We start from the raw sequence: 25,583 nt of genomic DNA, 5'->3' as shown, positions 1-25,583 counted from the left end.
AGGAGGACACCAATGAACTCTGTACTAGAGGTCAGGAATTTGTCCGTCACTTATGGGTCTGCAACTGTCGTTAAAAACCTCAGTTTCAGCCTCGAAGCTGGCGAAAGTTTGGCAATTATCGGAGAATCAGGCTCTGGAAAATCTACAACTGCTCGCGCTCTTCTTCGCTTGCTGACAACAAATGCAGTTGTTGAGGGAGAAGTTTTTGATGCCACTGGCCGAGATCTATTAGGAGTGACAGAGCGCCAGTTTCGGTCGCTGCGCGGTCGCACCATTGGGTTTATCCCTCAAGACCCTGGAAACGCTTTTAATCCTGTACGAACAATAGGCTCACAAGCACACGAGGCTGCTGCCTTGTTGCCACACCTGACTAAGGAAGAACAGAAAGAGAAAATTCTCTCTACGTTTTCTGATGTCGGATTACCAGACCCTCTTCGGGTTTATAACTCATATCCACATGAACTTTCTGGCGGTATGCTGCAGCGCGCACTAATTGGCATCACTATTCTCCCCAAACCCGAAGTAATCATTGCGGACGAACCAACCAGTGCATTAGATGTCACAGTCTCCCGCCGGATCCTTGATCTACTCAGCGAAATGCAAAGTAGGACGCACATCGCTTTGATTCTCATCACTCACGATCTTGCGATTGCTGCAGAGAGAACTGACTCAGTTGTCGTACTCAAAGATGGTCAGATTCAAGAGACGGGACGCACATCTGAAATCTTTGCCAACCCGGCTTCTGCTTACACTAGAAAACTACAGGAAAGCGTACCTACGCTTAATCCAGATCGTTATAAAGCAGACCGAGAAATCCGCAACTCCGTAATTACCAAAGCTATTGAACCTGCTGTCTCGATAGAGAATATTTCTAAGTCTTTCAATGTTGGTGGAAAGTCATTTCAGGCGGTCCAAGATGTCAGTATAAAAGTGGCACGTGGTACCACTCATGCAATTGTCGGAGAATCTGGTTCCGGTAAAACCACAGTGATTCGTACCTTGTTGAAGCTAGAAGAGGCCGATATAGGAGAAATCTACCTTGAGGGTGTGCGTATCGATTCGCTTGATCACCGCAAATTGAAGAATATTTACCGTGACCTTCAACTCGTTTATCAAAATCCATTTACTTCTTTGGATCCAACGTGGTCGGTGGAGAGAATTATACGAGAACCTCTGGATAGGTTTGCAATCGTTCCACGTTCCCAACGACGTGAGGTTGTTAATGAAGCTCTGGAATCAGTGGGTTTGTCGGCTGAGTTACTCGCTCGCAAACCGAACCAACTATCTGGTGGTCAGCGGCAGCGGGTGGCAATTGCACGGGCATTAGTATTGCATCCGAAGATACTAGTTCTTGATGAGCCCACTTCCGCACTAGATGTTTCAATCCAAGCTGAGATCTTTGATGTGCTCTTCGCTTTACAGAGAAAACTAGGCCTGACCTACATTTTTGTTTCGCATGATCTCAGTTTGGTGCGACAAGTTGCAGATACTGTCACTGTCATGCAGCGAGGCCGCGTCGTCGAAGAAGGACTGGTCCATGAGGTATTTGAAAATCCTCAGGATAAATATACTGCGGCATTAATCGATGCGATTCCGCTTGGCCAACGATTTACAGAAGAAAAATCCCCTGTCTTTAGTCACTGATCTATATAACTAAACTTCAACACTGAAGGATATAAATGACCAGCATCATCAATTTCCGACGACCACTACTCATCCAAGGTCTCTCAGCACCAAAAGGTTTTGGAGACTCAACCCTCCGAGACCCCCGCCCCGATGCTATCGAACTACTCGGTGGAATCCCTGACCCGCTACTCCTACCAACTGATGAGTTAGCTGAAGCTACCGCCCGAATCCTGAAGCAACCTGGAGCTCCGTCACTTCAATATGGACGCACTGAAGGTTTAACCTTGCTGAGGGAATGGATTGCAGACCGGGAACAGGTTCCAGTCGAAGAAATCCTCATCACAAACGGAGGTTTCCATGGGCTTTCCCTTGCGCTTTCACTCGTGGTGGAGCGTGGCGATCTGGTTGCTGTTGATAATCCTGTCTTCCCATTATTCCTGCGTGGATTGGAACTCAACGCGGGTCAAATTCTGCCAATTAATGTTGATAACCAAGGTTTAGTTGTCGATGAACTAGAAGCCCAACTCTTGTCAGGCCTTCGAATCAGCGCCTTGTATACTGTGCCAGATTTCCATAACCCAACCCAAGCTACTTTGTCTGATGAGCGGCGCCGGAAATTAGTTGAGTTAGCTGAACGTTTTGGTTTTATCGTGATCGCCGACAACCCTTATCGAGAGCTCCGCTTCGGGCCCGAAAGCGCCGATGTAACTCTGTTTAATACATCAAATCAGGTTATCCACGTCAATACCTTCACAAAGACTCTTGGACCTGGGTTGCGGTTGGGTTGGGTTCGTTTACCCAAGCATCTAATCAAGGATGGAGTCGCTCTCCGCAGTAGACAAGATTCCCATACTTCGTTGCTTGTGCAATCAGTAGTTGCCGACTACCTAACTTCTTCGCCTGGCGTTTTTGATGATTTGCTGGATACTGCTCGCAGTGTATATCGCTCCCGAGCATTGACACTTGCTACGGCGCTTGAAAAAGAAGCCCCCGGTTCTTTTAGCATTCCGGTACCTGAGGGTGGATTCTTCCTATGGCCTAAGCTGACCAACCCAGATATAGATTCAGATAAGCTTGCTGAAGCTGCGAGTGCACATGGTGTTGAGTATCAGCGTGGTGCATTCTTTAGTTCTGGTTCTGGTACAGATGCAGATCGACGCCTGCGACTGGCCTACAGCAATGTCAATGAAAGCCAGATTGCAGAAGCTGCGCGTCGATTAGCAAACGCGCTTCAATCACTTGGTTAACAAACGGTTCTAGCGGCCGCACACGTGTGTTGCGCGCTTCTGCTATCCTCTATCCTTCCTAGCAGCAACCAAAGCCGAGCAAAGATTTTTGCTTGTCGACGCCAACCTCCGGCGAAACCCTTTAATTTCGGATTCAAGATCCGAAATTTAAAAACCAAAGTGCTCTATTACTTCTTGTAATTCAACACGAATGCCATCAACGCTAAGCGCTCGGGAGGAATCAAGGCTACATCCATCAGGTGGCCTTGTTCCTCCTGAAGTCGGTATGCTGGCTCTCCCCTCGTTCCGCTGCCTTGATGTGTTCAGCAGGACCATTCGATTCTGCTCCATACTCGTATTCCAAGCTTTTATGTAAGGACTCAATCCAGAAGGCGTTTTAAGAGATCGAAAAAGTGGGATAAGCATTGATATGGAAAGGGTGCTTTGAGGCGCTTAGAGGCAATTCTGAGAGGCCACTTTTTTCGGTCACTGTTCCACATTTTGTGGCGCTCACCGGCGGATCGTCATATTAAACCAAAACCCTCAATGGCCTGGCCGTCCTTGGCCTAAAAATCACATAATCATGGCTGATAAACGCCGATCAAGACCAAGACCCTGCAGATCAATTGCCCCTTTGGTTTAATTCGACAGTGTGGAGAAACCACCTGGCTAAACACAGCCTAGCGGCATCATGGACTGCGTATTTTTCCCAGAAATTGCAGGGTTTCGACACCCCACCTAAGCAGCGAAGCAGGCCTCGAGGTCAGAGGTTACAATCTCAGCTGCTGCTGGTCCGGTGAGGATCCACGGGGTGAGGTTTTCGCTGGTGCATAGTTGGCCATTTTTGACTGCGGGGAGTTGGCTCCACAGTGGGTTGGCTTGGGCGTTTTGGAGGGCTTGGGGGCTGTCGATGAAGGCGATGATGCGGTCGGCGTCGAGAAGCCCGATGTTTTCTGGTGGGATGACTGACCATTGGCCGTTTTCGGAGGGGACGGCGGATTCGACGAGGTTGATGTTTTGGAGGCGTTGGGGGACCCCGGCGCCGACGAAGCTGTCGGGGAGGTATTGGCGGACTTGTTCTTCGCGGATGCGAAGCAGCATGGTGCTTTGTCCGCTCGAGGTGATTTTAGAATCCAAAGCCGCTACGGATTCATCGGCGGCTGCGATGACGGAGGCTGCTTTTTCTTGTGTGCCGGTGAGTTCTGCGAGTGCGTTGAGTTGGTCGCGCCAGCTGTTGGATCCGTTGTCGTCGCGGGAGTTGATGGTGGCAACGGGTGCGATGGCTTCGAATTTTTCGAGGTTGGGTTCGAGTTCTTCGTCGCCGATGATGAGGTCGGGTTGGAGTTTGGCGATGGCTTCGAAGTTGGGTTCGTCGTCGTTTCCTACGACTTCCATTGTGGATGGTACGGAGTCTTGCAAATATTCCTGGATTCCACCGGCACCTCCCCAGTAGGTGGATCCGACTGGTTCGAGGTCGAGGGCGAGGGCAAGGTCAAGGAAGTTGGCTTGGGCAATCACAATCCTCTGCGGATCCGCCACAGGCCCACTAGCCTCCTCAGCCGCCGTCGAACATCCTGCCAACGCCACCGCGACAACAGCTCCCATTACATACTTCTTCATAACGCCTTCCAAATTCGATCAAACATTCAACATATTAGGACAGGCTAAACTATACAAACCAAACACAGGTAAACAAAAAACACCCTCTCCCCCACCGAAGTGGAAGAAAGGGTGTTTTAAGGAGATGCCACTTAAACTTTAATGCTCGCGACCAGTTTCTTTGACATAACGGTGATATGGAGCACGGCCAATTTTAATTAAAACTGTACCGATCACCAGGAAAAGCACCGCAAATACTGCTCCGATAATGGCGTAAAGAACCCAGTGTTCCTGCTGCTGGCCAACGCTGTTTGCGCCGACCGCGAAGAGGATTGCGCCTACGCCTGCTAGTGCGGTGAGGAGGAATCCCATGCCCAACCAAGTTGCGCTGCGCTCGAGGGATGAGTGTGGAGAGTTATACGCCACGGGGATGTAGCCATCGATGTAGTGCATACGCTCCGGTGCGGGTTTCTTTTTCGCGGAGGACATGGTGTTCACTCGTCTTTCTGGTTTAACTGTCTGAACCGTTAGTTGCTTAGATTAAAGACTAGTCGTCTTTGCCACGGAAAGCTGCACGTGCACGTTCCTTGGTGACAGCCGCCACGGCGGTCAGTGGGATGCCTGCTGGGCAGACATCTGCACATTCACCGTAGAGGGAGCAGTGTCCGAAGTTGGTTTCCATTTCATCAACCATCTTACGTGCTCGCAATCCGCGCTCTTCTTTACCCAGTGGGAGTAGGGAGAGGTGGACTAGCTTTGCGCCGGTGAACAGGTGAGCTGCGCCGTTAGGGCAGGCTGCAACACAGGCGCCGCAGCCGATGCAGGCTGCGTGGTCGAGTGCGAGTTCAGCGGTTTCGTGGTTGACGTGGAGGGTATCAGCGTCAGGTGCGGTACCTGCGTTGATGGTCACGTAGCCACCTTGTTCCATGACGCGGTCCAGTGCGGAGCGGTCAACGACCATGTCCTTGATCACTGGGTATGCGGCGGAGCGCAGTGGTTCGATCTTTAAGGTGTCGCCTTCGTTGTAGCTGACCAGGCGCTGCGCGCAGGCAGGCTTGTTCTGGTCGGCGCCGTGAGGGCGGCCGTTCACGAGGAGGCCACAAGTACCGCAGATACCTTCGCGGCAGTCAGACGCGAACGCGAATGGTTCTTTGCCTTCTTCGATGAACTTGTTGTTTACGTGGTCAAGCAGTTCCAGGATGGACATCTGCGCGACGGCGTCGTCAACCTGGACGGTTTCGAACTTGCCTTCCGCAGTTGGGCCTGCTTGACGCCAGATCTCAAGTGTAAGTTTCATTACTTGTAGTTCCTTGTCTGCAGTGGGACGGATTCGAAGAACAGTGGTTCTGCGTGGCGGACGAAGGTTCCGTTCTCGCCTGGTTCCCATGCGGAGACGAAGCACCAGTTTTCGTCGTCACGTTCTGCTTCGCCATCTTCGGAGAGGTGGTCGTCGCGGAAGTGAGCGCCACAGGACTCGTCACGGTCGAGGGCGTCGACGCACATGAGTTCGCCGAGGTCGATGTAGTCGGCTACGCGTGCTGCGTATTCGAGGACCTGGTTCATCTCATCTGGGGTTCCGGTGATGCGCATGTTCTTCCAGAAGTCCTCGCGGAGTGCACGGATCTTGTTGATGCCGTCTTGGAGGTCTTCTACGTTACGTGCAACGCCACAGGAGAAGTACAAGATGTCGCCGAGCTGGCGGTGGTAGTACTCAGGGCCGTGTGGGTTGTCGCCACGGATGTTCATGAGCTTGTCGATGCGTGCCTTGGCGCGGTCGATTGCTGCAAGTGCTTCTGGTGCATCCTCTGGCAGACGCTCGGTGCCAAGCAATGGGCCGAGGTAGTTAGGGATGGTGAATGGCAGGGTGAACCAGCCATCAACGGAAGCGGACAGCAGGGAGTTTGCGCCCAGACGGTTTGCACCGTGGTAGGTCCAGGATGCTTCACCTGCGCAGAACAGACCTGGGATGGACGTCATTTCGTTGAAGTCAGTCCAGAGGCCACCCATGGTGAAGTGGCAGGTCGGTGCAATACGCATTGGGGTGGAGTATGGGTCCTCACCAATAGCCTCTTCGTACATGGTGAAGAGGTTGGAGTAACGCTCGCGGATGGTGTCTTGACCGAGGCGCTCGGTGGCGTCGCGGAAGTCCAGGTATGCAGCGTTGTTCAGAGGTCCAACACCGAGACCAGCGTTGATCTGCTGGGAGATCGCACGGGAAGCAACGTCACGTGGGACGAGGTTACCGAATGCTGGGTAGCGGCGCTCTAGGAAGTAGTCGCGCTCATCCTCAGGGATGGTGTTTGGATCGCGGTTATCGTTCGGCTCCTTAGGGGACCAGATGCGGCCGTCGTTACGCAACGATTCGGACATCAAAATGGTCTTGGACTGCCAGGTTGAGTTCACTGGTAGGCCGGTTGGGTGGAACTGAATGAAGGATGGGGACGCGAAGTATGCGCCGGCTTCGTATGCACGCATGATGGCCGAGGCGTTGGAGTTCTTCGCCAGGGTGGACATGTGGTAGACGTTGCCGTAGCCACCGGTTGCCAGGATGACGGCGTGGCCGGTGTGGGCGGTGAGTTCACCGGTGATCAGGTTGCGCATGATCAGGCCTTCGCAGCGCTTCTGTCCATCACGCTCGGTGACGATGACGTCAACCATTTCGTTGTGGGTGAAGATCTCTACGGAGCCCAGGTGGATCTGGCGCTGCAACGCTGATGCGGTGGACAGCTGTAGCTGCTGTCCGGTTTGTCCACGGGTGTAGTAGGTACGGGAGACCTGCACACCACCGAAGGAACGGGTTGCCAGGGTGCCGCCGTACTCGCGGGCGAATGGTGCACCGATGGCGTTCATGTGGTCGATCACGCGGACGGATTCGACGGCTAGACGCCAGCAGTCGGACTCGCGGCCACGGTAGTCGCCGCCCTTGACGGTGTCTTTGACGTGGCGGTATGCGCCGTCGTTGTCTACCTTCTTGCCGCGGGCGGAGTTAACGCCACCCTGTGCAGCAATGGAGTGCGCACGGCGTGGTGCGTCGTGGTAGGTGAACGCCTTGACGTCGTATCCGAGCTCGCCGAGTGCTGCGGCTGCAGCGCCACCGGACAGGCCGGTTCCGACGACGAGGACGCGGAACTTACGACGGTTAAGTGGGGAAACCAGGTTCATGTGGTCTTTTTGATAATCCCACATGTCTTTGGTGGGAACGCCTGCTGGCTCAGCAGCATCAAGGACCGTGCCAGCCTTAACCTCTGGGAGGACGGAGACTGGGTGGATGAACTCTGGGCGGGTGGTTTCAGAGTGAGTGCTCATTAATTCTTCCTACCTTTACCTTTACGCAATCCAGCCGATGGCGATGGCGAACGGAATGGTGATGTTGCCGATCAGAACCAGTGCAGGAACGATGTATGCGACGGCGAGCAGGATTGCCCTCCAGCGGCGTCCGGTAATGCCCAGGTCGGAAACTGCAAGCCAGATGCCGTGAGACAGGTGAACGAACAGAACCAGGTTGGCAATGATGTACCAGATCGCTACAGGCCAGCGGCTAAAGGATGCCACCATGTTTGCGTACACAGCTCCGTGCTCGAATGAGGTGGATGCTGCTGGTGCAACACCTACGGTCAGGTCGAGGATGTGGAAGATGATGAACGCAAGCAGGACGATTCCGGTAACCAGCATGGAGCGGGTTGCGAAAGAGTTGTAGCCACCAATGAGGTTGGTGCGACGGAACTTTCCGCGGGACTGGTGGGAACGTCCGGTCAGGGCGAATGCACAGTAGATGTGCAGAACCAATGCGACCAGCAGGATAATACGTAGGATCCAGAGGACCGAGCCGTGCGGGAAGATCGGGGATCCGATTTCGCGCAGGAACTCGCCGTAGACGTCTACTTGTGCTTCACCCGGATGCGCAGAATCGGCTGCGTAGTCCGGCATGAAGATTTTCAGGTTTCCGATCATGTGGACCAAAACGAAGCCACCGAAGATAAGGCCAGTGATGGCCATGGTGAGCTTCATTGCCCAGGTCGGGTATTTGGGGCGCTCACGCAGCGCCTCCAATGTAATTTTTCCGTGACGGATTGCCTCACGGTCGGGATTTCTAACAGTCATGGCACCTCCAGTGTCGTGATTACTGTACGTCCCGGATCGAGGCATTAACCAGTCGCAGTGTGCTTGCTCACCACCCTAAACAGGGTCTAAACACCCCCTAAAGGTCGCTTCTTAGGGTAGCCTTGCTTCATTGTCGTTTGACGCTTGTTAAATCGAGGGTGATCTACCTGCGAAAACGTGAGGCTTTTTCAACAATCCAAATCCAAGGTGAGGTTGCTCACAAGCCCCGCCCGCGACCCCAGACTAACCCCGTTTGGTATCAACCAAAAAGTTTAGACACTCCCCTCCCCCGCTTTCCACAGGAAGCGCAAACCTGTGGCCAGACCACGCCGGGCGTGGGACGACAGGGGGTGGCGTCGAAAAGCAAAAATCAACAACTTTGCAACACCTCATTGCCAAGAGTGGTTAAGGTGATGGCGATCACGCTATAGTTGCGCCATGGGAAAGACATATGTTGGGTCCAGGCTGCGCCAACTGCGCCGCGAAAGAGACCTGAGCCAGGCGTCGTTGGCAGCGACGCTCGGCTTATCTGCAAGTTATGTAAATCAGATCGAACACGACGTGCGCCCGCTCACCGTCCCGGTGTTGCTCCGGATCACCGAGGCGTTCGGCGTGGACGCAACATTTTTCTCCCGCGACGATGACTCCCGCCTGCTAGCCGAAGTCCAAGACGTCATGCTGGACCGGGAGATCAATCCTGCGAATGTGGAGCTGCAAGAGCTTTCGGAGATGGTGTACAACCACCCCCAACTAGCGCGCGCCATGGTGGAGATGCACCAGCGCTACCGAAACGTGCGCGACAAACTGTCCATCGCGGTGGACAATCGCACCAATACCCCTGAGGAACGCCGCCCGATTGCGGAGGCGGTGAGCATGCCACACGAAGAGGTGCGCGATTTTATCTACGCCCGCCAGAACTACTTCGATGCCCTTGACCGCCGCGCCGAAGCCATCGCCGCGCAACTTGGCTGGCAGCCCTATGACTCGCGCGCCATGGAAGATTCCATCGCCAGGCGCCTACAGATCGACCACGATGTCACCATCACTTCCTCCAAAGAGGAATCCGGCACGCTGCACCACTTCGACCCCGAAACCCGCCTGCTCACCATCCACGCGCGCCTCAACCCCGGGCAACGCGCCTTCCGCATGGCCACCGAACTCGGCTACCTAGAAGCCAACGACCTCATCGAAGGCATCGTCGACGACGGCATCTGGTCCACCCCCGAAGCCCGCACCCTAGCCATCCGCGGCGTGGCCTCCTACTTCGCCGCCGCCGTTATGCTGCCCTACAAAATCTTCCACGCCGAAGCCGAGAAATCCGGCTACGACATCGAATACCTCGGCCAACTCTTCGGCGTGGGGTATGAAACCACCGCCCACCGTCTTTCCACCCTGCAACGACCCAACCTGCGCGGCATCCCGTTTACCTTCGTGCGTGTCGACCGCGCCGGCAACATGTCCAAACGCCAATCCGCCACCGGCTTCCACTTCACCCACTACGGCGGCACCTGCCCCCTGTGGAACGTGTTTGAAACCTTCACCAACCCCGGCCAAGTGCTCCGCCAATTCGCGCAAATGCCCGACGGACGCAACTACCTGTGGATCTCACGCACCGTACGACACCACGAAGCCCGGTTCGGCGAAGTGGACAAAATGTTCGCCATCGGCCTAGGCTGCGAAGCCCGCCACGCCGACCGCACCGTCTACTCCCGCGGCTTCAACCTCCAGGACCTTTCCACCGCCACCCCCATCGGGTCCGGCTGCCGAGTGTGCACCCGCGAGAACTGCGCGCAGCGCGCCTTCCCATCCGTGCATGGGCGCATCAACATCGACGCCCACGAATCGACGATTGCGCCTTACTAAGAAAAGGAGCTTGCTTTACGACGCACCCCTGCGGGGGTGGGTTTTATCTTTTATGAATGATCAGCAATATCCGCGTAAACCCCATCGGTAGCCAGAAGAACATCATCCGGGGCGATAATCAGCGACCAGCCTCGGCGTCCTGCACTGACGTAGATTCGTTCCTGGAGAATTGCAGACTCATCCAAAAACACGCGATGTTTGTTCTTCTGCCCTATCGGTGAAATTCCACCCGGAACATACCCGGTGACTACCTGTGCACGGCTGCGATCCATCATGTTCGCATGCTTGCCTTTTCCTGCTTTAGCCAACTGCTTGAGATTCAACGTGCTGCTGGCTGGAACAATCGCGACCACATGTTCACCATCAATATCTGCCATAAGCGTTTTAAACACCACTTCCGGCTCCACACCCATTACTTCAGAGGCATCCAATGCAAAGCCCTTTGATGATTTTGGATCTACATCATGAACGTCCAACTCAAAAGGAATCTGCCTCTCCGTAAGAAGGGCTAGAGCGGGGGTAGCGTTCGAGGTGTCTACTTTCTTAGCCATGGGGTAAGATTCTAATCGCATGAGAAAACCGCCTCCCACAATGTGGAAGGCGGTTTCCTTTTTAAGATTCAAACTCAGCGATTATTTCCTTCACCGCACGGTGAATCTTGGAACCGTACTCTGCATGACGAAGCCCGAAGTACACAACAGCGGGAATGTACCCAGCTGGATTTCCGAGATCATGGCGCTTTCCTTCATGAACCACGATGTGTACCGGATGGCCTTCTTCAATCAATAAAGCAATGGCATCTGTTAGCTGCAGTTCCCCACCAGCACCAGGCTCAATTCGACGCAGTGCATCAAAAATAGCTCGATCAAGTAGATAACGGCCCGTTGCAGCAAACCTTGATGGGGCATCCTCAGGCGCAGGCTTTTCAACCATTCCTACAACACGCCTAATGCCTTCGTTTTCAGACTCTGCATCGAGTTCGCCTAGCTCAAATACTCCGTAACTAGAGACTTCATCTTCAGCCACCTCAATTGCCGCAAGAACAGATCCGCCAAATTTAGCGCGGACTTCAGCCATTCTTTCAGTCACACCAAACGGCAGCACCAGATCATCTGGCAACATGACAGCTACAACATCTTCGTCATCATCGAGCACAGACTCAGCGAGGCCAACAGCGTGACCAAGCCCCAATGGCTTTTCTTGAACCACTGGAACTGTTGCAATCAATTCCCTAGCAGCGCGAACCTTATTCAGCTGATCAGTCTTACCACGGGCCTCAAGAGTTGCCTCTAGCTCAGGGAAAGCCTCAAAATGCTTGAGAATCCCGTCCTTGTTTGGCGCAGTGATAATTGCCAATTGAGATGCACCAAGATCCGCAGCTTCTTTAGCAACGAGCTCAATACCTGGAGTATCAACTACGGGGAGGAGCTCCTTTGGAATTGTCTTGGTTGCAGGAAGGAACCGTGTACCCATTCCAGCGGCAGGAACAACGACAGTTTTTACAGCATTTTGATGCTGAGCTATTGGCAAACTCATGGCTGATGACGTTACCTACTTTTGGGAATAATTCTCCATGACGGCTAAAGAGGTTATGTGAAGATGAGCACTTATTAAAAGGTTGTTTTGTATTTTCGTGATACAAAAACTTTTGGCCCTGATTGCGATTGCAATCAGGGCCATTCGAACGGTCAAATTAGAAGTTGATCATGTGTCCAGAAATACCGTGAGCGGCTTCCTTGACAGCCTCAGACAGCGTTGGGTGAATGTGAACGCTGCGAGAGATCTCTTCAGTGGTGAGATCCCAGTTCTGCGCCAGAACCAGTTCGTTGATGAGTTCAGAAGCGTTTGCACCTACCAGGTGTCCACCGAGCAGTTCACCGAATTCTGCATCAGCAACGATCTTTGCAAAACCATCGGTTTCCGCCAGACCAACTGCCTTACCGTTTGCAGAGAATGGGAATGAAGCAACCTTGATCTCACGATCAGGCCACTTCTGCTTTGCCTGCTCCTCGGTGTAACCGAAGGAAGCTACCTGTGGGTTACAGAATGTTGCGCGAGGCATCATCATGTAATCGCCAAGGGTCTGGGTTTCTGCGCCAGCGATGGTCTCTGCAGCAACGATGCCCTGTGCTTCTGCAACGTGAGCAAGCTGAAGCTTCGCGGTGACGTCACCGATAGCGTAGATTCCTGGAACGTTGGTACGCATGTAATCATCAATGTCGATTGCGCCACGCTCGGTGAGCTTGACGCCAGTGTTTTCAAGACCAAAGCCTTCAACACGTGGGCGGAAGCCGACGGAAACCATGACGCGATCAACAGTGAGGGTCTCTGTCTTGTCAGAGCCCTTCTTCTGGTAATCAACCTCAACCGAGTCACCGTTGTCACGAACAGCAGTGGTTGCATGGCCTGGAAGAAGCTTAACGCCCATCTTCTTGTATGCCTTTGCAATAACCTTAGATACTTCAGCGTCTTCGTTTGGAAGCACACGATCCATGAACTCGATGACAGTTACATCGACACCATAGTTGCCAAGAACGTACGCGAATTCCATGCCGATTGCACCGGCACCAACGATAACCATCTTTTTTGGAGCAACCGGATTAAGGATCTGCTCTTCATATGAAACCACGTTCTCAGAGAATTCAACCCCACGCAGAGTGTTGACAACCGAGCCGGTTGCGATGATGCAGTCATCAAAAGTGATGGTCTTGCCAGCATCCTTGCCTTCAGTAACCTCGAGTGTCTTAGCATCCTTGAAGTTTCCAAGACCGTGAATTTCGGTGATCTTGTTCTTCTTCATCAGGTAGTGAACGCCACCGACGATCTTGTCAGAAACGCCACGAGAACGCTTGTGCGCGTCCTCGTAGTTGAAGGTGACTTCGCCGTTGATGCCGAAGGTCTTCTTCTCGTGGGTAAAGGTATGGGCAACCTCAGCGTTTTTGATCAGAGACTTGGAAGGGATGCAGCCAACGTTAAGGCAGACACCGCCCCAGTACTGCTTCTCAATTACAGCTACCTTCTTGCCAAGCTGGGCTGCGCGGATGGCGGAGACATAGCCACCGGGGCCTGCTCCGAGTACTACTACGTCATAATGTTCAGTCACGCATTCAAGGATACGTGTTCATATCATTGTTGTCGTCCACGTGGGTGGCTAGCAATCACGCAATCCACCTATATGCGGGCAATAATGCACTAACCCCGCTGTTTGATCACAAAAGCTTCCAAACAGCGGGGTTAATTACCTTTGACTTTAGAACAAGCCAATTGAATGGGACAGGTTGCTTGACGCTGAGGAACCAGCGTGCAGCCCGTAGCCCAAAATGGTGTTGATAAAGAAAATTACTTGCTCAAAAACCTGGTACATTGATGTCCATCCTTAAGTGTTTCTTAATGAGAGGCCGACACAGTAGACAGCCCACTCCTTTAGGGTCTAGAGATATTAGCGCTGAAACTCATAGGAATGTTAACAGGTGAATGGAATCTAGGATTTGGGTAATGACTCCGTATCTGTAATTTGCTCAATAGTGAGGAATCCCGATTCTGAAAACTTCGCAGCAAAATTAGACACACCGGGAAATTATTCAATAGTCTTTATTGAAAACAGAATAGTTCGAAACAATTCTTACCAGGATAATTTCACAACGAAGCTACGTAGCAGAAGAAATTTCAGCTCTAGACATCTAAAAATAAGAAAATGAATTACTATCCTTCTTGATAGGTTTGCAAGTTTTAAACTTGATTATGGATTCTCAGAATTGAGAACGACATTTAGTCAACATTGGCGCTTCGCTTCTTTCGGAGAGCGCTTTAAATTGAAACCTTGAGCAATAAAATTAACGGAAGGAATGTATTGGACCAGTACAAAGGTAAAGCAATCGTAATAGGCCAGGGATACGTCGGGCTACCAGTAGCAGTTTCCGCCGCAGAAGCCGGCTGGAATGTAGTGGGCATCGATCTGGACACCTCAAAGGTTGAAATGATAAACAACTACGTTTCACCTGTTGAGGACATCTCAGATGAACAGATACGAAAGCTCTCTGAGGCCGGATCATACAGAGCCAGTTCTGACTACACTGATGCGGAAGGCTTTGACGTCGCCGTAATTTCCGTCCCAACGCCTTTACGCGAAACAAAGCCTGACTTGAGTTATATTGAACTTTCTGGTGCCGCATTGGCCCCCTACATAAGAAAAAATTCAACTGTAATTCTAGAATCAACGACCTACCCTGGAACAACTGAAGAACTCCTAGCTCCGATTCTCGAAGAAAAATCTGGGCTCAAAGCAGGAATTGATTTCTACCTAGGCTACTCTCCTGAGCGTATTGATCCAGGAAATCCAAAATACGGTCTAAAAGAAACACCAAAGGTCGTTTCAGGAATGAATAAGGAGTCGCTACAAAAAGTTAAGGACTTCTTCGATGGTTTTATTATTGAGACTGTTCCAACCTCAGGAACACGAGAGGCAGAACTAGCAAAACTGTTGGAAAACACTTTCCGTCATGTCAATATTGCTCTAATCAACGAGCTCGCTCAGTTCGCGGGGCAATTGAACATTAATATTTGGGAAGCTATCGACGCCGCATCTTCGAAACCATTTGGCTTTATGAAATTCACACCCGGACCTGGCGTCGGAGGACATTGCCTCCCCATCGATCCTTCATACTTATCCTGGCAAGTGCAAACCGCACTCGGAATGCCTTTTAGGTTTGTAGACCTAGCCAACGATATCAACAATCATATGCCGGATTACGTCGTTCAACGAGTCACTGACATATTGAACGATGAATCGTTATCGGTAAAAGGTGCCAATATCCTTCTAGCAGGCATTTCATATAAGCCAAACACCGGTGATACTCGCGAAGCACCAGCACTCCGCATCATTAATTTGCTGCAGGCTAGAGGAGCGCAGATATCAGGTGCCGACCCCTTTGTGTCGGAAAAGAACTGGCCTTCAGGTGTAATGAGAGTTGAATATTCTGCCAAATCAATCGACGATGCTGACCTAGTTTTGCTGATTAATCAACACGACGGATTTGATCTGGATCTCCTGTCTAACAGTTCCACAAGAGTATTTGACACTCGCAATGTAGTTCCTGACTCATCAGGTGTGGATCGTCTATGAGTCGCCAAATTGTTGTAGATAAAGCGGGCGCAACAAAAGGTGGCGCCCGTCGTTTTCTTCTCGAACTAGAGGACTACTTAGAAAACCATCCTCGACCAGAGGTGTCACTTATTGGAGGCGAAAGGCTCAGCTCCAAATGGCTCATAAAGCGAGAGTTATGCGCTTTAAAATCTGAGCGAATTGCATTAAACAATGCATCATTCGCGCTACCTGGAAGACATAAAACTGTCCTCCTGCGTAATGCATTACATTTCGCAAGTGATTCTGAGTTCAAAGAACTCAATTATACCCCAAGCGAACATATGAAGCGTCAAATTCCAGTTATTAGGTTTCTTGCTAAGAAAGCAGATTCCATAATTGTTCCGTGTTCAGCGATGGCAGAACGGGTTTCGTACCACGAGCCGACTCTAGAAAACAGAATTAAAGTTATGTTTCACCCCGTGTCTCCACGCGGATGGGCATCAGTCGAGCCAGATCAGAACCAGAAAATAATCTTAGTTCCGGTTATTCCCCAATCATATAAACGACTCGACTTCCACATTCCCCGAATTCTAAAAGCTGCAGAAGGAACTGGAGTAAAAATTGCGGTAACCTCCTCACCTGGGGAAATTCCGGCAGCCGATGGACATCCTCAGTATCTTCCGATAGGGAAAATGCCTGCAGAACAGCTAGCCTCATGGTGGGGAAAATCCGCCGCCATCTATTTCCCGCCTTCCCTCGAGTCTTTTGGATATGCTTTAGCTGAAGCTCGATGCGGTGGGCGGCCAGTGATCGCACCTAACACTGGGCAAAATAGGGAAATTGCCGGATCTGCACTGTTCAGTTATAAGACAGATCTAGAGCTTCGAGAAGCCGTGATTAAAAGTGTCGAAGTTTCGATCGAGCCTGATCCGCTCGCTTTTTCCCCGAATAGATACTTTGCCGACTTGTTTTCAGAAAATTATTAATATTTATCGTATTAATAATCAATCAAGCTCAGCCTGTTGCAATAGATTTAAACCAAGGGAGCCGTCATAGTTCCATCGGCTTAAATCATCAGTTGGTGCTAGGTTGTTCCGAGCGGGTTTTTAGGTAGGGGTGTTCCTATCTAGGAACTTCCCCGCTCTTTAGCAATGATAAGCGGCTCTTCCCGATTTAGGGCGCATTGATCCTATGTGCCAGCTGGCCTGAGCGAATAAGATACCACGAAATGTTGTGGTTGAGATTACGGAAACCTAGAGCAATCCCACGCAGATGTTCTAGGCGTCCGTTGATGGCCCCAACATCTGGAAAGAATACACAGGTGTCGGACCCGGGCCAACGTCAGAATTTATCATTAATAGTCAGCCCTCCTAACAAATTCAAGGAAGCTACTTTATTTCTATCGATCGAGAACTAAGTAAGTAGAAGCTCCACCACCATACCACTGTATTAATTATGGCTATGGCAGCCATGCCCCATGCAGCCCCGATCGGCCCCCAGATAGCCGCCGATGAAAGAACAAGGGTAGGGCGAAGAATTCCGGTTGTAGTTCGAATAGCCAAGATCCTTTTCCCTGCTAGCTCTACTCGATGCCCAGACATCGCTGTACCCGCTATAAGCGAAAAAATAGAATCCACACTCATCGGCAAAATAACAATTGATGCGAGAATCCAAGTCTCTCCGAGGATTTGGTATCCTAACCAATCAGGCAAAAACTGTATCATCACAAGTATCGGCAATACAGTGATCACTTGGAATAATGTGACTGAAACTGCTGCTCGAAATTGCTTGCTTGAATTTTCCTTCTCCCTTGCTAAGTAGGGTAAAACCAGTGGTCGCGCCGTTGAAGAAATTAAATTAAGCGGGCCGAGCAATGTACCGGAACCACGAATTGCACCTAGAATTCGAGAATTATCAAGTATTCCTAACAGCCCAGTCGTAATGAGCGCGCCACCTTGGCCAACTAAAAAATCAACTCCAAATACAAAATTAGTTCGAGTTTCCTCTCTATTTTTCGGCCAAATTGGACGAATTGACAGGCCTTCATGGATTGCCAACATATATCCACTCAACGCTCCAGAAATTGCCCAAACTAGAAATACGACAATAGGCTCAATCGAAATAAAGAATGAAACCAATACCACTACCACAGTTGGTACAGAAGACAAGAGCGTGTAGCTCACTGCAAAGATTTGGTTACCGCTTGCAGAGTTTACTGTTCGTTGAAATTTAGAAAGCAGAATGCCATGAATAAAAACGCCAAGAGAAAGAATATAAAAGTTGGATGAAGCAAATCCCCAAATAATGAGAACTACCCCACTCATAATTCCAACAAGCGAAGATCTCTTTAGATTTTCAGAATACGAACTTTCGTGTGGTCGCTTGACTAATGTAGCGCTCACAAGTGAATCATTTATGAGTCCCGATGCAAACAAATGGGCCACAATCGCAAGGGAAAAAGCACCAAACTCTTCAATTGTAGAAGCTCTAGCGACCCCCATTGCTAGCATAAAGCTAGCTACACTAACAGATCCGTTACCTGCGAGTGCTAAAAAAATTCGCTTACTTCTCAATATTTTAAGAAATATCCCGTTCACCCACTAGCTCACCTTCATTGTAGTTCAACAAACAGAGTTTAAATTTGATTAGCGTTGCCATTTCAATCTATTACTTCCTTGAGAATTTAGAAGTAGATGAAATTGATACAGTTAATTTCAGTTTTCTAATTCAATTAAGCCAAAAAGATTTCTCACACTCAGGCACAGAATCTAAATCCACAACGACGCCTCGTTTGCCTCTTGCACTGCTAATATGCGCATCGATAAACGTTACTGATACTGAATGAAACTTAAAGCTTGGGAATGATCGCTTCAATGAAGAAGCCATACCATTAACAATGAGTTGGGGCTCAGCATCAGGCGCGACAATGAGCGCCCGAACTTCTGACTCATTAATTTGGGCAAGCTGAACCGACTGCATCGCGGCCGAATTTCGAATACAGTTCACCAAGCTACGAGCCGAAAAAGAGACGATTTCTCCATTTTTAGACGGAAGCTTCAGTGTATCTCGTGTACGACCTTCGACATTTTGTATCTCCAGGACAGAGCCTTGAGATGATACTTTACCAACTTCAATAACATCGCCTAAAGAGTAATTCACAAGCGGGAAAACCCTCGGGCTGAGGCTAGTCACCAATGCTTCATTATTGTCCCCACTCCGAATCAAATTGTGCCACCACAGAGTTCGTAAAGGCCAGGCTTCTCCTGAGCCAGGTGTACCTGCTAATACCCCAGTTTCGATCGATCCGTATTCGATTGAAACTCGACTTTGTAAACCATCTTCGATGATTTCAATGTCCTCTGAAAAAATACTTTCACTGGTCAGAATAATTCTCTCGATAACTGGCAAATCAACACCGAGTTGCTTCGCTCGCAACGCAATTTGTAGTATTCCGGACGGGTACCCAATGATGTACTTTGGTTTAAATTGTTGAATCTTTCTAATGGCTTTATCCGCTTTTTCAGATGAAGCTATAAAACCATCAACTCGACGTGAGTTTACAAGTAGATCTTTAGCAGATCGAATCAGTTTCGCCGTTACTCGTTGATTCCAATTCTGAGAGCTGCCGGCGTGCAGGTTTGTGACGATTAGGGACGCATCAAAAGCAGAAAGTCCTTGGTCAATCCGATAGGACCACATTGCTGCGTAAGAGTTGTCTTGATCAACCACTCCTTTCGGAAAATGAAATGGTTGCCCTGTAGAACCGCTGGTCGAATAGTACCCTGAAATTGAGGGAGTATTAGACACCAAATCAAGATTTTGACGTAATTTATCTTTAGTTAACAGTGGCCAATCATCGAGTTCAGTTAAAGTTCCAATTTTATTTGGAAGGGAGTGAACTGAGCGCCAGTGCTCATAAAATGGCAGTTTTATTGCCTCTTTCCACATCTGGTTAAAAAGGATCCGCTGTTGTTCATCTATCTCAGATTCCAAACAATTGTTAGAAAATAGTTCGTGATCTCTTTTTGCTAGTTTACGTCTACTGGACCCGATAGAAATTTCTACAAGTCTCTTTGGAAAAATGGCAAACATTCAGTTCCTTTTTGTAGCTTAAGAGTTCTAGTGTGACAGACCTCTGATGTGGTATTAGTCTCTTAAATAGAATTTTCAATTGAAGGCTGTCGCCCCGTTGACTGCTCTCTCGATACTCGTGATTTTGGAATAATCACACCAATGATAAGAAGTAATGCTACTGGAAATAAGAGGCGAGTGGTCGTGGTAAATAAACCACCCCAAATAACGTTGATAAAACCCGCAATTACTACAACAAAGAATATCGATTGCACTATGTTATCAATCGCATTAGTTTTAAAAGCTTGCTTACCTACCAGTTTGTCAAATTTTACGAGCATGAAAGAAAAAAGAACAAGTAGTAAAACTGCACCTCCGATACCAAAATTCCAAACAGCTTCACCGATAAACGTACCGGCATCGCTATACCCCTTGCTTGAAATCAAATAGGGCTGCGTAACCTCAACTATCTCTCGACCAAATCCAATTGGTTTATCTGGCCAAAATCGTCTAGGTACCCAAACCATTGCGGCTGCAAAAAAAGTTGCCCCCCAGTCCAAGCCGATTTGTCCCTGAAGAAGCGCATTGACAATTGTTCCAGCACTATGAAATGGGCCAACTACTGATCCAATACCTTCAGAATCATCTACTGAAACTCCTCTTGAGCTTTCCAAGAAGGCGACACGCTGTTCTACTAAAAACATTAACGCAGGACCAGTCAGAATAACTGTGACTGCCTTGATCCACCATTTGCGAATTCCAAAAGAAGCTACAGTGGCTACAGAAATCGCCAAGACCGCAAGGTTTAGACGACCAAATCCTCCAAGATCCGCTCCGAACTCCATCGCAAATACGACAATCATCAATGCCACAGCGAATAGTTGTCTCAACTTACCCTGTTCAAGAAAAAGAACAGCAGACGCAAACAGTATTGATAGCCAGGAAAAACCAGCAGCACCAATAGAAAAGCCTAATACTTGCGCAGCAAATGTACCGAGGAGCATAGCTGTTGCAATAGTTAAAGCCCCACTTATTTTCGACTTTTCTGTCAATTTGGATTTTGTAATGTTGCTTTCTCGAGGTGCTGTACTCGAAAGCACTAAGATGAAAAGCTGTAAAACAAATGCAAGTATGACGACAATCAGTAAACTCCACGGCGTATAATTTTTCCCGGATTCATAGAACCCAAATCCACCGTAAATAGCAGGAAAACCTATAAATACCAAAATCGCATAACTGGTAACACTCGAGGCATTTATCTGTTTCTGTCCACAAGCAAAGAATGAAACGAGACTCAGTAATGCAAGTACAACACCTGGGTACACAATCCCATCCACGTCGATAAATGGGCTACCAGGTATCAACGAAATAAGAAAAGCGAACACGACGCAGATTAAAAAAAGGTCTCGCAGTGGAGTCTTCAAAACTGGTTCTGCAAAGTCGGATTTAGCTGAACGCATTACCTTCTCAAACCTAGTCGAGCATGATGTGAATGCGCAGTTGATCGAATAAAGGACAGGACCCTCTTAGATGTATCTTCTACCGCATAATCATGTGGTATAGTGTTGGATTTCCGATCATCAAAAAGGGACAATGCGATTTCTACTGAGTTCAATACGTCTTCCCAATTCAACCCGGTCGTAATTATTGAACCAGTATCCTGGGCTTCGGGACGTTCAATAAAGTCTCTTATTGTAACTGCAGGAAAGTTTAGAAGCGTTGATTCCTCGCTAATGGTTCCACTATCCGAAACTACTAGTTTCGCATTTTGCTGCAAGTAGATATAGTCATGGAATCCAAAAGGAGCATGGAAAATCAAATTCGAGGAACTTTGAATTGATGCTTTTTCCAGCTGTTTCTTAGTTCTAGGATGCGTGGAGACTAAGACTGGAAGGTTATACGTTTCACTAATCTTTTCTAAGGACTGAATAGCTGCTTTAAGCCGAGAGTCATTGTCAACATTTTCTTGTCGATGCAAACTTACAAGAAAATACCCCTGAGGAACCAAATCCTGTTCCTCGAGAATCTTAGACTTACTTATTTGATCCTTGTTTTGTGTAAGGACTTCATTCATTGGAGAACCAGTCAGCAAGATCCTTGACGCATGAATACCTTCAGACAACAGATTTCGACGAGCATGCTCCGTATAAACCAGATTGTAATCAGAGATGTGGTCCACAAGTCGACGATTGGTTTCTTCGGGAACATTCTCATCATATGACCGATTACCAGCTTCCATGTGAAATACTGGGACACCCATTCTTTTGGCCATAACCGCGGAGATACAACTATTAGTGTCACCTAAAACTAAGAAAGCATCCGGGCGCTCTTTTGCAATAACCGATTCAATCTCAGAAAGGATACTTCCCAATGCGCTTCCTAAAGTACTGGTATCTGCGTTGAGAAAATGGCGAGGCTGCTTCAACCCCAAATCTTCAAAGAACACTTGATTCAATTCATAATCATAGTTCTGACCAGTATGAACCAATACGTGGTCGGTATGATCATCAAGCAACTTGATAGTTGAAGATAGCCGGATAATTTCTGGACGGGTACCAACTACAGTTAGCACTTTGAGCTTACGAGACATTCTTACACTTCCTCTACAATCGTATCTGGGTTTGCGGGGTCAAAAAGATCATCGGTCCAAAAATGGGTCAACAATAACTCGTCACCGGTATTCTTAATAGAATGCGCCCACATGGTAGGCATATCAATAGCCAGTGGGCTATCTCCATCTACATCAAAGTGAATCACTTGGTCTGTAAAGACTCTCCTAACGGAAATTCGTGCTTTACCCGAAAGCACTACGAACCTTTCGACTTTCCGTCGATGGAAGTGTCCACCCCTTAAAATCCCAGGTTCAGTTGTAGAGAAAGAGGATTGACCTGAACCTCCATGAACGCGAATCAATTCTGTGAAAGAGCCCCTTGGATCGGAGTGTTTTATAAGATTAAAACCAATGCTCTTTTCTGCTGCATAGGATCTGTAGGTGTTAAAAAGATCCCGCTCAAATTTCGTGGAGATATTTGGTATCTGTCCCACCGCATATGTTTGGTGCATTGATCTAATTCGACCAAGCAATCCAGAAACGGACTCGTGCTGCTCTACTGACTCCTGAAATTCAATTCCTAAATTTCCAACCAAAAGATCTGCAGCATCTTGAGCATGCATCAAAGTCAGCGTTTTGTCGCTTTCTACCTCAGGTTCTCCCCCATCCACCAAAATCTTACAAAATGTAGAGGTCACTGCATTGTAAAATGGACGGCCATGTTCACCGAACAAGTTTGGAAGTTCAATACTGACAAAACTAGCTCCAATAGATGCAGCTGCTTGCTCTAATATTTCCGAGCTTCGCTTCTTTGCCTCTCCGTAAAGAGTACCATTATTAGCTTGAGTGGAATTCGCAAACACAACCATTTGAGGAGGGGAACTCAATTTTGTCAAGGCTTGAGCCATTTGGGTGGCAAACAGGATATTTCCATTGAGAATCTCTTCATCGCTGGCACGGTTAACCCCGGCTAGATGAATTAACTTACTAGACCCCTCTAGTGCACTAACTGCAGCCGCTTCGCTAAAGTTATTTCCAACACGAAGCGTTGAAACTTCAGATCCAAGCTCTTTCAACGCAATTCGAGTGTGCCAACCTAAGAAGCCACCTCCACCGGTGACAACTACTTTCAAGTTCGTTTCAACGTTGGACATCTACTCTCCCAGCAATTTCTGAATCTCAGGAAGCTTCATTAAGAGCTCCTTTGTTTCCTCAATGGTCAATTGTTTTGTGTTTTCCGAAGTATAATCTTCTTCTCGAGATATTTTGGTTTCACCTTCGTCGAAATAGAGCTCGTATTGAAGCGATCTAGCATCAAGCGGCACCCTAAAATAATCTCCCTCATCCGAGGCCTTTGCGATTTCTTCTCGACTTAGCAGCGCTTCATGTAGTTTTTCTCCATGCCGCGCACCGATTACTCGAATTTCCGGGTCGGATTCACCCATTAGATCGGCAACCGCACGAGCGAGAACTTCTACACTTGAACCTGGTGCTTTTTTTACGAAAGTATCTCCTGGTTGCGCATGAGTAAATGCATGTTCAACAAGATCAACCGAATCATCAAGCGACATCAAGAAACGTGTCATCGTTGGATCCGTCAGAGTCAAAGGAGCTTTATCAGCTAGCTGCTTCGCGAAGAGAGGAATAACAGAACCCCTGGAATACATTACATTTCCATATCGAGTGATTGAAATAGTCAACCCAGTATCACTAAAGTTCCTTGCAAATGCCTGTGCTGTCTTTTCCATTAGAGCTTTGGACATTCCCATTGCGTTAACTGGGTACACTGCTTTATCCGTACTCAAACATACAAGCGAGCGAACCCCCGCCTTTTGAGCTTCCTTAATTACATTGTCGCTTCCAACAACATTTGTAAGCACGGCCTGTTGAGGAAAAAACTCACAACTGGGGACTTGCTTCAATGCCGCAGCGTGAAACACAAAATCAGAATTACGCATCGCCGGCGCTAGGCTATCCGCATTCCGCACATCTCCCAAGAAAAAGCGAAGCCTTTCGTCCGAAAACCTTCTACGCATCTCATCTTGTTTAGCTTCATCTCTGCTCAGAATATTAACCTGTTTAGCGCCGCGATTAAGAAGGTGCCGCGCCATGGTGGTACCAAACGAGCCGGTTCCGCCAGTAATGGTCACAATCGAGTTAGAAATAGTAGTCATTTTTAACCTTTCAAGAATTAATTAACTAAGCAACTGTGTACTTATCCACGATTTTTACTTGTCAACGCATTGATAATCTTCAATGCTGCAGAACTTGCCGATAAATGCTCTTCATAAAATTTACGTCCAGCATCCCCCATTTCCTTCCTTTCCCATGGCTCAAGGTCTGCCAAATATTCCAACTGTTCGGCAAACTCAACAGGGTTTCCTGGCTCGACAACTATTGCAGCCCCAGAGCGCTCCAACAAGCTCGCCCCATCGCCTTCCAGTTGTGCAAGTACTGGCACACCTGAAGCAAGCAGCGTAGGAATCTTGCTCGGTGTTGTGTAAGAAAGGAACTTATTTGAAGCCAAACTTACAATTTGTATATCTGCGCGATCAATTAGTTTTGGAACTTCATGTTGAGGAACGCGACCTGTAAATGTGATATTTGAAACTCCGAGTTCTCGAGCCTCTTGCTCGAGGGACTGTTTTCTTATGCCATCACCAACAATCGTAAATCTAATATCTGTACGATGCTTTAACAGCGCCGCAGCTTGCACTAAAGTCGTCAAGCCTTGAACTTCGCCAATCGCTCCGGCGTACATTACTTCAAGGACTGAATTTTCGTTACTAGATTCACTCTCAAAATCTTGAGTATTAGGCTTGAATAGCTCTTCATTTGTAGGATTTGGTACATATACGATTTTGCTTGAATCAACATTCGGATTCCTCTGCAAAATGATACTCTCAACGCTCTCTGAAATAACTCCGATCACAGAAGACTTACGTTCCATCAACCTAACTAGAGCTTTTACCATAGAGCTTATTATTCTGTTTATCTTCCCCTCAGAAATCATTCCACTTTCAAGAAGTGAGTCGGGCCAAAGATCCTGAACATGCAAAAATACTGGCTTCTTGCCGAATTTACTATGCCACAGCATCGGCAGCATTACAGTAATCGGAGAATTATAAACCCAGATGGCATCGACATCCTTCAAAAATCTTCCACCAAAAACTGAAGCAGAAAAGCCAAATGACAGATAATTCAGTGCTCGGCCAAGAGCTGAAGAATTGTGACTTGGATACAACGCCACCCGTCTAATTTCAAGCGGACTCCCGCCTTCATCAGCCCTTGGTTTTATCGAATAGCCTGAATACAGTTCTCCATCAGGATAGTTTGGGAACCCAGTGAGGACTCGCACGGTATGCCCTTGTTTTACAAATTCTCGAGCATACACACCTGGAAGTGATGCCGGACCGGGTTCTGGGTCGAACCACTGAGTGATCATTCCAATCTTCATAAGTTT

General features: G+C 48.7%; 20 protein-coding genes. 5 read left to right on the top strand and 15 right to left on the bottom strand.

Annotated features, from left to right (window positions below):
- The first annotated feature begins 12 nt into the window (after positions 1–12).
- Together N24_RS02635 and N24_RS02630 are read left to right on the top strand one after the other, a co-directional pair.
- Positions 13–1,644, top strand: a complete 1,632-nt coding sequence (locus tag N24_RS02635) for a dipeptide ABC transporter ATP-binding protein (RefSeq protein ID WP_096454083.1) — start codon at positions 13–15, stop codon at positions 1,642–1,644.
- Between the two features lie 35 nt (positions 1,645–1,679).
- Positions 1,680–2,873, top strand: coding sequence for an aminotransferase-like domain-containing protein (locus tag N24_RS02630; RefSeq protein ID WP_096454081.1), 1,194 nt, complete (start codon positions 1,680–1,682; stop codon positions 2,871–2,873).
- Positions 2,874–3,590: 717 nt separating this feature from the next.
- Here the strand turns inward: N24_RS02630 and N24_RS02625 are convergent.
- The 5 genes from N24_RS02625 to N24_RS02605 form a co-directional block, all read right to left on the bottom strand.
- Entirely contained in the window at positions 3,591–4,472 is an 882-nt protein-coding gene (locus N24_RS02625) for an ABC transporter substrate-binding protein (protein ID WP_197702369.1), read from the bottom strand.
- 138 nt (positions 4,473–4,610) lie between these two features.
- Positions 4,611–4,940, bottom strand: coding sequence for a hypothetical protein (locus tag N24_RS02620; RefSeq protein ID WP_096454079.1), 330 nt, complete (start codon positions 4,938–4,940; stop codon positions 4,611–4,613).
- A 58-nt stretch (positions 4,941–4,998) separates the two neighbouring features.
- Positions 4,999–5,748 carry a succinate dehydrogenase/fumarate reductase iron-sulfur subunit gene (locus N24_RS02615; RefSeq protein WP_003855467.1) on the bottom strand — a complete coding sequence of 250 codons (750 nt, stop codon included), beginning with the start codon at positions 5,746–5,748 and terminating at the stop codon, positions 4,999–5,001.
- Positions 5,748–7,757, bottom strand: coding sequence for a fumarate reductase/succinate dehydrogenase flavoprotein subunit (locus tag N24_RS02610; RefSeq protein WP_096454077.1), 2,010 nt, complete (start codon positions 7,755–7,757; stop codon positions 5,748–5,750). Before N24_RS02610 ends, N24_RS02615 begins: the two co-directional genes overlap by 1 nt.
- A gap of 21 nt (positions 7,758–7,778) precedes the next feature.
- A complete protein-coding gene (locus N24_RS02605) occupies positions 7,779–8,552 on the bottom strand; it encodes a succinate dehydrogenase cytochrome b subunit (RefSeq protein WP_096454075.1) in 774 nt (257 codons plus the stop codon).
- 438 nt (positions 8,553–8,990) lie between these two features.
- Here N24_RS02605 and ramB point away from each other — a divergent pair, with 438 nt between their 5' ends.
- Positions 8,991–10,415, top strand: a complete 1,425-nt coding sequence (ramB, locus tag N24_RS02600; protein ID WP_096454073.1) for an acetate metabolism transcriptional regulator RamB — start codon at positions 8,991–8,993, stop codon at positions 10,413–10,415.
- A gap of 50 nt (positions 10,416–10,465) precedes the next feature.
- Here ramB and ybaK read toward each other — a convergent pair whose 3' ends face one another.
- The 3 genes from ybaK to lpdA all read right to left on the bottom strand — a co-directional run bounded on the left by ybaK (position 10,466) and on the right by lpdA (position 13,518).
- Positions 10,466–10,987: a Cys-tRNA(Pro) deacylase gene (ybaK, locus tag N24_RS02595; RefSeq protein WP_162493166.1), complete on the bottom strand. Its 522-nt coding sequence runs from the start codon at positions 10,985–10,987 to the stop codon at positions 10,466–10,468.
- 40 nt (positions 10,988–11,027) lie between these two features.
- Positions 11,028–11,951, bottom strand: coding sequence for a UTP--glucose-1-phosphate uridylyltransferase (locus N24_RS02590; protein WP_096454071.1), 924 nt, complete (start codon positions 11,949–11,951; stop codon positions 11,028–11,030).
- A gap of 157 nt (positions 11,952–12,108) precedes the next feature.
- Complete coding sequence (gene lpdA, locus N24_RS02585) at positions 12,109–13,518, bottom strand: dihydrolipoyl dehydrogenase (RefSeq protein ID WP_096454069.1); 1,410 nt, start codon at positions 13,516–13,518, stop codon at positions 12,109–12,111.
- 717 nt (positions 13,519–14,235) lie between these two features.
- Here lpdA and N24_RS02580 point away from each other — a divergent pair.
- Positions 14,236–15,537 carry a nucleotide sugar dehydrogenase gene (locus N24_RS02580; protein WP_231910843.1) on the top strand — a complete coding sequence of 434 codons (1,302 nt, stop codon included), beginning with the start codon at positions 14,236–14,238 and terminating at the stop codon, positions 15,535–15,537.
- Positions 15,534–16,484: a glycosyltransferase family protein gene (locus N24_RS02575; protein ID WP_096454065.1), complete on the top strand. Its 951-nt coding sequence runs from the start codon at positions 15,534–15,536 to the stop codon at positions 16,482–16,484. Before N24_RS02580 ends, N24_RS02575 begins: the two co-directional genes overlap by 4 nt.
- 402 nt (positions 16,485–16,886) lie before the next feature.
- Here the strand turns inward: N24_RS02575 and N24_RS02565 are convergent, their stop codons facing one another.
- From N24_RS02565 to N24_RS02535, 7 genes are all read right to left on the bottom strand, one after another.
- Entirely contained in the window at positions 16,887–18,095 is a 1,209-nt protein-coding gene (locus N24_RS02565; RefSeq protein WP_096454063.1) for an MATE family efflux transporter, read from the bottom strand.
- Positions 18,096–18,225: 130 nt separating this feature from the next.
- Entirely contained in the window at positions 18,226–19,590 is a 1,365-nt protein-coding gene (locus tag N24_RS02560; protein WP_096454061.1) for a phenylacetate--CoA ligase family protein, read from the bottom strand.
- Between the two features lie 62 nt (positions 19,591–19,652).
- Positions 19,653–21,029 (bottom strand): hypothetical protein, encoded by a 1,377-nt coding sequence (locus tag N24_RS02555; RefSeq protein ID WP_096454059.1) that lies wholly within the window; start codon positions 21,027–21,029, stop codon positions 19,653–19,655.
- A complete protein-coding gene (wecB, locus tag N24_RS02550) occupies positions 21,029–22,159 on the bottom strand; it encodes a non-hydrolyzing UDP-N-acetylglucosamine 2-epimerase (protein WP_096454057.1) in 1,131 nt (376 codons plus the stop codon). The genes N24_RS02555 and wecB overlap by 1 nt, the downstream gene beginning before the upstream one ends.
- Before the next feature lie 2 nt (positions 22,160–22,161).
- On the bottom strand, positions 22,162–23,274 hold the full coding sequence (locus tag N24_RS02545) for a polysaccharide biosynthesis C-terminal domain-containing protein (protein ID WP_096454055.1): 1,113 nt from the start codon (positions 23,272–23,274) through the stop codon (positions 22,162–22,164).
- Positions 23,275–24,294: a polysaccharide biosynthesis protein gene (locus tag N24_RS02540; protein WP_096454053.1), complete on the bottom strand. Its 1,020-nt coding sequence runs from the start codon at positions 24,292–24,294 to the stop codon at positions 23,275–23,277.
- A 41-nt stretch (positions 24,295–24,335) separates the two neighbouring features.
- Positions 24,336–25,577: a glycosyltransferase family 4 protein gene (locus tag N24_RS02535; protein ID WP_096454051.1), complete on the bottom strand. Its 1,242-nt coding sequence runs from the start codon at positions 25,575–25,577 to the stop codon at positions 24,336–24,338.
- Between the last annotated feature and the right edge of the window lie 6 nt (positions 25,578–25,583).

Source organism: Corynebacterium suranareeae (assembly GCF_002355155.1).
Classification (GTDB): domain Bacteria; phylum Actinomycetota; class Actinomycetes; order Mycobacteriales; family Mycobacteriaceae; genus Corynebacterium; species Corynebacterium suranareeae.
This window is presented reverse-complemented; position numbering and strand designations above follow the sequence as displayed.